7 protein-coding genes, 1 tRNA gene and 1 pseudogene are annotated in these 10,051 nt (G+C 51.1%); 7 read left to right on the top strand and 2 right to left on the bottom strand.

The window, feature by feature from the left end; translation table 11 throughout:
- The 3 genes from JMI88_RS38860 to JMI88_RS38850 form a co-directional block, all read left to right on the top strand.
- A partial coding sequence (locus JMI88_RS38860; protein WP_201367462.1) for a phosphoketolase family protein occupies positions 1 to 2,295 on the top strand: 2,295 nt, incomplete at its 5' end.
- A gap of 90 nt (positions 2,296 to 2,385) precedes the next feature.
- A complete protein-coding gene (locus tag JMI88_RS38855) occupies positions 2,386 to 3,300 on the top strand; it encodes a hypothetical protein (protein ID WP_201367461.1) in 915 nt (304 codons plus the stop codon).
- Between the two features lie 117 nt (positions 3,301 to 3,417).
- Positions 3,418 to 4,335 (top strand): sigma-70 family RNA polymerase sigma factor, encoded by a 918-nt coding sequence (locus tag JMI88_RS38850; RefSeq protein ID WP_201367460.1) that lies wholly within the window; start codon positions 3,418 to 3,420, stop codon positions 4,333 to 4,335.
- A gap of 332 nt (positions 4,336 to 4,667) precedes the next feature.
- Here JMI88_RS38850 and JMI88_RS38845 read toward each other — a convergent pair.
- Positions 4,668 to 4,739, bottom strand: a tRNA-Arg gene (locus tag JMI88_RS38845).
- Between the two features lie 216 nt (positions 4,740 to 4,955).
- Here JMI88_RS38845 and JMI88_RS38840 point away from each other — a divergent pair.
- The 4 genes from JMI88_RS38840 (at position 4,956) to JMI88_RS38825 (ending at position 9,406) form a co-directional block, all read left to right on the top strand.
- A complete protein-coding gene (locus JMI88_RS38840; RefSeq protein WP_201367459.1) occupies positions 4,956 to 5,723 on the top strand; it encodes a ComEA family DNA-binding protein in 768 nt (255 codons plus the stop codon).
- Positions 5,720 to 5,995: a hypothetical protein gene (locus JMI88_RS38835; RefSeq protein WP_201367458.1), complete on the top strand. Its 276-nt coding sequence runs from the start codon at positions 5,720 to 5,722 to the stop codon at positions 5,993 to 5,995. The genes JMI88_RS38840 and JMI88_RS38835 overlap by 4 nt, the downstream gene beginning before the upstream one ends.
- Before the next feature lie 85 nt (positions 5,996 to 6,080).
- Positions 6,081 to 8,582 carry a ComEC/Rec2 family competence protein gene (locus JMI88_RS38830; RefSeq protein WP_201367457.1) on the top strand — a complete coding sequence of 834 codons (2,502 nt, stop codon included), beginning with the start codon at positions 6,081 to 6,083 and terminating at the stop codon, positions 8,580 to 8,582.
- 167 nt (positions 8,583 to 8,749) lie between these two features.
- Positions 8,750 to 9,406, top strand: coding sequence for a zinc ribbon domain-containing protein (locus JMI88_RS38825; protein WP_201367456.1), 657 nt, complete (start codon positions 8,750 to 8,752; stop codon positions 9,404 to 9,406).
- A gap of 269 nt (positions 9,407 to 9,675) precedes the next feature.
- Here the strand turns inward: JMI88_RS38825 and JMI88_RS38820 are convergent.
- Positions 9,676 to 10,051 (bottom strand): annotated as a pseudogene (locus tag JMI88_RS38820) (hypothetical protein); the annotation flags it as partial.

The raw sequence follows: 10,051 nt of genomic DNA, 5'->3' as shown, positions 1-10,051 counted from the left end.
AACTATCTGGCGGCAGCCCAGGTCTACTTGCAGGACAACATTCTCTTAAAAGAGCCACTCCAGCTGAAGCATATCAAAGATCGTCTACTTGGGCACTGGGGAACCTGCCCGGGCATCAACATGATCTATGCTCATCTAAACCGGCTCATTGTGCATCATGCCATCGATATGTTTCTGGTAACAGGGCCGGGACATGGAGCACCAGCGAATCTCGCCAATCTGTATCTTGAAGGCTCACTGCATCAATTTTATCCAGCTCTCTCGCGTGATGAGAGTGGGCTTAAGCAGTTCATTCAACGCTTCTCCTGGCCCGGTGGATTTCCCAGTCATCTCTATCCTGGCGTTCCGGGCACCATTCACGAGGGAGGCGAACTCGGTTACGCGCTGGCAACCGCGTTTGGGGCGGCCATGGACAATCCCAATCTGATTGTCGCATGTATTGTCGGCGACGGAGAGGCTGAAACAGGGCCAACGGCGGCCGCCTGGCACAGCTACAAATTCTTGAATCCGGTTGAGTCAGGGGCAGTACTCCCCATCCTGCATCTTAATGGCTACAAAATCAGCAATCCTACCATTTATGGCACGATGAGCGATGAAGCGCTCACCAAACTCTTCACTGGCTATGGCTACAAGGTCTATATCGTTAATGCAACAGAGGGAAATGAGCGCCTGGCCCAGGTGATGGATGAAGCATATCTAGGTATTCGCAGCATTCAGCTAGCCGCACGCAACGGAAATCCCCAGGCTAACCCGGCATGGCCGATGATCATTTTACGCTCACCCAAAGGTTGGACGGGCATCAAAGCCCTGAATGGAAAACCAGTGGAGGGCTCTTATCGCTCTCACCAGGTCCCTGGCATTGATTTAAAGTCCAATCCTCAGTCGCTACAAGCTGTCGAAAGCTGGCTCCGCTCTTATCGACCAGAGGAGCTTTTCGACGAGCAGGGAAGTCCATATCCCGAGGTACTCGCGCTGTGTCCAAAGGGCGATTATCGTATGGGAAGCAATCGACATACCTTCGGAGGTCGCCTGCGCCGCAACCTTGACCTCCCTGACCTACACGACCACGCAGTGCCAAGCAAGGGAAAAGCATATAGCAATGTCGAACCGGCGGGGAGCTACTTGAAAGAGGTGGTAACCCATAATCCACACAACTTCAGAATCTTCTGTCCCGATGAGCTAGAGTCAAATATGCTAGGGGCCGTATTAGATGCTACATCTCGCAACTACCAGTTGCCGGTAGACGTCCACGATACGCAGGTCAGGGCAGACGGTGGTCGGGTAATAGAGGTATTAAGCGAGCACCTGTGCCAGGCATGGCTGCAGGGATACTTGCTCACGGGGCGCCATGGTTTCTTTCCCAGCTATGAGGCGTTCCTTACCATTATCGCCTCGATGATGGATCAATATGCCAAGTTCCTGAAAACATCCAATGAGTTTGCCTGGCGACTTCCCGTTGCTTCGTTGAACTACTTGCAGACATCGACCCTATGGCGGCAAGAGCACAACGGATATTCTCACCAGAATCCAGGCTTTATCAACACCATCCTGAATAAGAAGTCAGAGATCTCTCGCGTCTACCTGCCCGCCGACGCCAATAGCCTGCTCTATACGCTAGAACGGTGTCTGAGTGAGACCAACGTTATCAACCTGATTATCGCCGAGAAAAGACCATTCCCGCAGTGGCTCTCGATGGACGAAGCGATTGCGCACTGTCGCGCGGGCGCCTCGGTCTGGCGCTGGGCCAGCACCGATGACGGCATCAATCCTGATGTGATACTGGTAGGTATCGGTGATAACACAACCTTAGAGGTGATGGCGGCGGCACAGATACTGAGGGAAGATTTACCAGAGCTACGCGTGCGCGTGGTCAACGTAATGGACCTGTTTACGTTGCTGCCAAATACAGATCACCCACACGGCGTTGATAATGAGGTATTCGCAGGACTGTTTACCACCAGCAGTCCGGTCATTATCAACTTCCATGGTTATCCATCTGCTATCAAACAACTGCTCTTCGGACGCCCCAATAATGAGCGATTCCATGTCAATGGCTATCGCGAAGAAGGGACGACCACGACGCCGTTTGATATGCAGGTGTGTAACGGAACGGATCGCTATCACCTGGTTATGCAGGCTATTCGCCTCGCCGCCACAGCGTCCGGCAACCAGCGCGTCGCTGTACAGATGAGCGAGCGCTTGAGCCACTACCAATCATTGCTCACAGAACACCAACACTTTATTCAGAAGTATGGCAAGGACCCTGATGACATTGCCCAGTGGCAATGGAAGTAAGGATGTATGGATGTAGGAAGCCGTCACGTCAGCTTCCTACACTCCACGCGAACTCAGTGTCCCTTATCTCTGCGAAAGGACGGCGAAGCCATGGCACAACGCTATAGCCAACCTCCCCAATACGCGCTAGATAGATATACTCAGATACAAACCAGAAACACGTACGATGAGATCAATGAAGCGTACGATGATATGTTGTATCCTCGGCGTAAATCAACCAGCGTCAGGCAGTATCAGAGTCAGCCAGGTCCGAGAGCAGAAGAGAGACGTGCCCAGCACACAAGTGCGATGCCAGCATATCGCACGCAAGCGCGCACAAGTGAGATGTCAGCATATCATACGCAATCTCGAACAAGGGAGCAGTGGGGCAAGAAATATAGTGCTGGATATAGCTCGATCGTTCCTCCTCGCAGCACGGCAACACAGACGCATCCCGCTCAGCGCAACACAACTCGCACCTCTACCGTCCAATCTCTGCAAGTGTACAGGCAACCAGTTACACAACCAGAGATCGCAGTGGAAAGGCCGCGAGCGCAGGCAACAGCAGTCAGCAAAAAGCAGAGAAAACGGAAACACTGGCTGTACTACATTGGCCTCACCATATTCATGATTGTACTGTCATGGGTCGCATTAACGGCCGCGCTTAATTGGTGGCAGACTACACAAGATGACTGGCACTACGGATATCCAAGGACATACCAGACCGACGCAGTCGTCGGCCACCATGACTCACAGGCCAACCCCAGCCATTTTATCGCCCTGAACATGAAACAACATCTGATGGTAATCGAATTTCCCGGTGGCGATGCCTCACAGGCCAGGATCTACACTGGCCCCACGCTGCTCGGCGCCGGACAAGATTTAACCGTCGTCACGCTCACATTTAAAGATGTGAATGGTGATGACAAACCCGACATGATTCTCAACATCAAGGAAACTCATATCACCTTTCTCAACGAGAAAGGCCAGTTTTACCTATCAGCAGGCAACAACACTCATAGCTAGAAATGTTGTGACGCTCATTTGCGAAGGAAATGCGAAGAGGCAGTGAAGGTAATTTGTGTATCCTCTGACCAGGACCAGAGCGAAAGGGCTAGACCGTTCAAATAAAGGGAGCAGAGCATGGAATCCAACTTAGAGCTTGGAGCATATCAAGATATGCTAGCCGATAGCACACGCGAAGCATCTCATAATGCGGATATCAGCCATTTAGCCCACAGCAATAGTCTGCGCCTCTATTTCCGCGAGTTCTCTGGCATACCGCTCCTCTCTGCAGTGCACGAGGCCTTTCTGGCGGCACGCGCAGAGCAAGGGGACATCGATGCGCGTAACCAGCTCATCGAGGCCAATCTACGCCTCGTCGTCAGCATAGCCAAGAAATACATTGGGCAGGGCATCAGCCTTGAAGATTTGATTGAGGAAGGCAATATTGGTCTCATTCGTGCCGTCTCGAAGTTCGACTATAGGAAGGGCTTCCGCTTCTCGACCTACGCAACCTGGTGGATTAAACGTGCTATCACACATGCGATTCTGGAAAATACGCATGTCGTACGCCTTCCGATCTACGTAATGGAAGAGGCGAGGCGTGTGCGACGTATGTCGCGCCAGCTGTACCAGGAACTGGGCCAGGAGCCAACGATCGAGATGGTGGCACAAAAGCTAGGAATGACCGTGGAACATGTCGGCGAGCTACTGGCATGGACCGAAAAAGCCTTTTCTTTAGATGCGCCTCTCTCTGAGGAAGAGGAAAATACGCTTGGCAACGTCATCGAGGATTCCAGTCGATCCGGCACAGCGGACCAGGTGGACCAGAATATGCTGCGTGAAAAGGTTAGCAAGCTGCTGGGTCAGTTGACGCCATATGAGCGTAACGTTATAGAGCTACGTTTTGGCCTGGTTGGTGATCATGATCATACATTAGAAGAGGTGGGGAAAAAGTTGAAAGTAACTCGAGAGCGCGTACGTCAGATCGAAGAGCGAGCGATTCGTAAACTGCGCCATCCACAGGCCAATCACGCCTTTAAAGAGTATCTTGATTAGTGCCAACACGCTATTTTTTCCAGAGGAAATCAATTGCTCACATCAACATGGTTCACGCGTATTTCCTCAAAAAAGCAGGGCAGGTCAAAAACTTGCCCTGCAACGCTTTGCGACATTCATGGATTACAAATGCTCTCATGGCTACAAGAAATCAATTGTACATAGTTATGAACAGCGAATGTGATCAATTGCCTCTAGAAAAGACGATGGTCATGAGTGAGTGCGGAACTGTCTACGCACCAAGTCTTGGTAAAAAACGGCCCAAACAAGGGGTTTTCCGCTTCCTCTCGTTTGGACCATTTCGGCTTCTGGAGCCGTTTTGTATTGTTGAGTGTTCCCGACTGGAATCGAACCAGCGCACCCGGTTCCGGAGACCGGTGCTCTATCCACTGAGCTACGGGAACTTCACAAATGAGTATACCATACTCATCAAACTTTCTCAAGATGCCTGACAGGCTAAACTATACCATTCCTCTGATGAGCCTTTTGCAGGTCGAACAGGAATGATTTGGGGGATAAAAAATCATTATTTTTATGTATTGATATGCATGAATTTATTTGTTATGCTGTGTCGGCGATGATTGTTGGATTGGTGTGTGGATAGAAGGGAGCAACGGTCTATGATGCCTTTTCAACCTCTTTCAACTCCTCCTCGTACGACGTCTTTGTATGATGTTTCAGAACAGCAAACGTTGCCAGATGCGCTCTTAGGTAAGCCAGAGATCACTACTGCTGCGGATTCGGAGTTATTACCGGCGCCTGATACGGTCAATGATATCAAGAAGAAGCCATATCGTTCACAGGCGCTGGCAGTGATACTGATAGTAGCTCTGCTGGGGAGTATTTTCTGGCTCTGGCGGCCAACGACAGCTTTATCACCGCAAGATTCTGTGCTGCCAACGGCCAGCGATACGGCCAGGAATGCTCAGAGTGCAACGGCTGCAAGTAACGCGGATGGCGGCAATATCCAGGTCTACATTACGGGCGCGGTCAAGCATCCCGGTGTCTATACGCTGGACAATCAGGCACGCGTGTATCAATTGTTGCAGGCAGCAGGCGGTCCCCAACCTGGCGCCAATCTGACGGCGCTGAATCTAGCAACACATTTGAGTGATGGACAAGAGATTTATGTACTGCACGCTAATGAGACACCTGTGGCAGGAGGATCAAGCGGTACAACTGCCAGCAACACGCCGGTCACCAAAGTAAATGTGAATACAGCCAGTGCCGATGAGTTGCGCCAGAATCTACAGATTAGTACTAAGTCAGCACAGGCAATTGTTACTTATCGTCTACAACATGGTCCATTTCTATCCGTAGATACGTTAGCACAGGTAGTAAGCAAAACCGTCTATGCAAAAATAAAGGATATGGTCACGGTATCATGACAATTACACATGAATTTATGGCGTTGCTGGAGGGTGGAGTCTGGGTTGTGTGTCTATTGTTGGGTATGGGTCTGGGAACATTGCTGGGACGCTGGCTGGGCGTATTGTTAGGCTGGATGGTGGCTACGTCGCTGGACATGAACATCCTGAAAGGGGGGCGCCTGGGCAAACGCCTGGGGACGTTCATTGGAATAGGTATTGGTATCGCTGTCGCGGCTTTCTATGCGAACCAACTGGTAACGATGATGACACATCAATTCATGCCTCACTAAGTATGATACAGCATTAAGTCGTTGTGTACCTGGACATGTGTCGTGCCAGAAGCATTTGAGATGGTGATGTGGGGAGGGAAAGTTTATGGGAGGAAAAGTGCTGGAGCCAGCGTCTACTCCAGGTTTCGCGCTGCCTGGTTTATCCATTGTGGTAGTGGCCGCAGCCTGGTTGGCTGGCATCCTACTGGCCTCCTGGTTTGCTTTCTTTCCACTCTTGCTACTTTGCGCGGCTATAGGCACACTGCTGGCTACTGTATACTACTGGCGCACAACGACTATGCGCCAGCCACTACTGGCGCTGCTATTTCTTATCCTGGGAGCCTGGCGCTATACAAGTATACTTCCTGGCAATGATCCGCTGTCAATTGCTCATCAGATTAGCGCAAGCGTAGTAAAGGTCCAGGGCACGGTCAGCGATGAACCCCGGCTGACCGGTCGGGCCCGCCTTTTAAAGGTCTCTGTGGAAAGGATCTCCAGATCAGGAACCTCTGGCTGGCAAACGGTTCATGGTACGATTGAGGTTCAGATAAGCGGGACTAGTATTGAGGATGTCTATGGTGCCAATTATGGCGATAGTCTGACATTACAGGGCAAGCTCATAGCTCCGCAACCCCACGGCCCGCCCGATGTACTGGCACAAATGACGTTTCCACGGCTCACTGTAATGAGCCATGGTGGTAACCCTCTCATCGTCTGGCTCTACCGCTGGCGCATCCACTTTGCGACATTAATCGAGCAGTCCCTCCCCCAACCAACAGCAGCCTTACTGATTGCTATTGTGCTTGGCCTGCGTACACCACCACTGGCGCCCCTGAGTCAGGCCTTTAATGTCACTGGAACCGCCCACCTGATTGTTCCATCAGGATTTAAGGTGACCCTGGTTGCCGGACTGGTAATCAGCTGTACACGCTGGCTCTATACAGGTCGTCTGGCGACGATCTGGTCCGGTTCCAGGAGCTGGCGTAGCTGGTCACACTGGCTCAGCACCACTATTGTACTACTCTGCATTGGTGCGTATACCATTCTAAGTGGTGCTGGCTCGGCGGCCATCCGTTCGGGAGTCATGGGGAGCTTACTGGTGCTGGCCCCACGGCTAGACCGTACCTATAATATTTATACCGCCCTGGCCTTTACAGCAACAGGTATGAGCTTGCTCGATCCATTGGTACTGTGGGACACGGGCTTCCAGCTTTCGTTTCTGGGTACATTGGGCATTGTGCTCTTCACACCACACATACAGCAGCTCCTGCATCCACTAACTCGTGTACCCGGCGGCCATTTCCTTGTGGAAACTTGCGCCGTTACGCTAGCAGCCCAGATGGCAACGCTACCCATCTTTGCTCTCACCTTCCAGCAAATTTCGTTTATCGCTCCCATTGCCAATATGTTAACCGTACCCCTGCTAGGAATAGTCATTACACTCGGCCTGCTCCTCTGCAGCCTGGGATTGCTTTCAGCGCTAGCGGGAACTATCTGTGGCTGGCTAGTCTGGCCTCTACTCTGGTATATGAGTCAGAGTATCCTTATCTGCGCGGCCCTTCCCGGAGCCTATCTGAGCGTCACCACGCTGGATAGTCGCCTGGCCTGGCTGTATTATCTACCACTTTCGCTCCTGCTACTCTTCCTGGTGAAACGCCAATCGCAACGCGATCATGACTATAAGCAAGACCATCACAAGAGGTTGCTCTCAAAGCGCGGGAGGCGCTTACTTTACGGAACCATAGCCGTAATAATTATCCTGGCTACCGGCATAGCAAGCCTGCATTCACAATCCACCGGGGCTATCACTATCGACTTTTTACACGTTGGTCCAGCTGGTAAACCAGCGCAGGGTGAGGCGATCTTTATCCGCACGGCAGATGCGAAAACAGTACTGATTGATGGTGGATTGGATGTGCCATCCCTCTCCCAGGAATTGGATAGCCGCCTTCCTTCCTGGCAGCGTTCATTGGACCTGGTTGTATTGACGGTTCCGCGCACTGATCATCTGCTGGGATTACAGGATGTGGTGACACGCTATCGCGTTGGCACAATTGTTGATGCAGGCATGCTTCATCCTTCGGCCGCTTATGCACGCTGGCGACAAACTATTCAGGAACGACAGTTGCTTTACCGGCCTCTAGCGCGTGGACAGGTGCTAGCAGTGGGGAAATATACATCATTACAGATTTTGTGGCCGGCTGCACAGCTTCATCTCAGTAACAATGTACAGGATAATACGCTGGTCATACGTCTTGTTGCTCCTGGTATCCGACTGCTATTGCTGGGCGCGGCAGCACAAAGTCAATATGCCCTCTCGCAGCTAATCGGTCAAACAACAAATAGCACTTTGCCAGTTGATATAGTTCAGATCGTCGGTGATGCCCGGCAACCGGTACGTAAAGAATTAGTAACACTCGTTCAGCAGGCGCATCCGTCTCTACTGATCGAAACTCCTCCTGCAACGCAACAGAAAGGCCAGGCCACAAACGCGACAGCGATAAAACTACCAGAAACGCTGTCCCGTATTCACAATCTAAATACAGGGAAAGCAGGTACAATTGAAATTACAGGCAATGCCCAAGGATGGAAAGTAGCATCACCATAATAGGCCTGCTGGCACATTGCATCTACAACCCATATCCTTTGCGTACGTACAAGTAAGTAAATATACAACATACGGTACTTAACCACCAAGCAGTGGATGCCGGTAAATGGTGTTAGAGGAATTAAAAACCTACACATCCATTGATATTAAGAGGGACTTGGTTAACCATGTTTTGTAAACGTTGCGGAAAAGAAATAGCAGATACAACCAGGATATGCCCGGTATGTGGGAGCAGTATTAAACAACCAGCCAGCAATGAGCATCCACATACATCCTATGGTGTATATCCGCCACTTGAAACAGAGTCGCCCGCGCCCCAGCAGCGACAAAACTTTGTTCCGCCAGCCCAGAGGCCAGCACCACATGGTCCAGGTCAGGCCTCGTATCCCCCTCCTTATGCCAATGGCTATGCTGCTTCGCCTCCATCCTATCAGCCGCCACCAACGTATCAGGCTACTTTTACTGCCTATGCACCTGAAGTCAACGCCAGTGCATTCACAGTAACACAAAAAGATAATACAGCTCTGATAACTGAAATTATTCTATCGCTGATTGGTATCTTTGGGGTCGGTTGGCTCATGACACGTGAAACGACCGTCGGTGCCGTTCTACTGGTATGTAGCTTCTTTCTATACTGGCCTTTGATGATCCTGGGCACCCTGTTCACGCTCGGCTTTGGGTTGATTTGCCTGGGGCCGCTGGCGATTGGAGCTATTATTATCAATATCGTACTGCTCAATAGTGCAATCAATCGCAAAGCCACCCACTTTGTCATCACACCGCAGGCACCTCAAAGGATGACGGTTCCACCGCAACGCTATTAAGAATGTGTTTGATTCCCAGTGTGCTGGGAATCAAAGCGCCCTCGGTCCTGGGGAACGCAGGCGTCTCCAATCTCTTTTTTTATGTTGGTGCAAAAAGTGCGCTATGCACACTTTTTGCACCAACATAAAAACCTCTTTTGAGCTCCGCAGGAGCGTAGCGTGAGGCGGAGAGACCACGATGGACGTGGGAGTCAGACACAGTCTCCTGGGAAAATGAAAAAGGGATAAGAGAAACATTACAATGTTAATGCTTCTGCTTATCCTCCTGACTATTTGGGGAAGGCCAGGCGACGATACTTTTCTTTTGATTCCAGCCAGGCTTCATCTGAGAGGCCCAGTTTTTCGCGTAGACCATCCAGCGAGATGCCATCGCGCAACTGCTGTACGGCAAAGGTATCGCGCAACAATTGCAGGGTCACGCGCTTCTTGATGTTTGCAGCGCTCACCGCCCGGGCCAGGATGTAGTTTAAATTGCGATCAGTGCACGGGAAGACCACATCTGTCACATGATAATTTTGCTGGTAGCGGCGAAAGATATCTGTAAACTCGGTCGGCAAGGCGATGCGGCGCTCACGGTGTTGCTTGTTAGTTGAGGCGGCAAAACGAATCGAGACCAGCGGATTGTGTGGATCGATCAAATCGATA

The sequence above is a fragment of the Dictyobacter formicarum genome, from assembly GCF_016587435.1.
The sequence above is the reverse complement of the archived record's forward strand: the minus strand, read 5'-3'. Positions and strand labels throughout refer to the sequence as shown.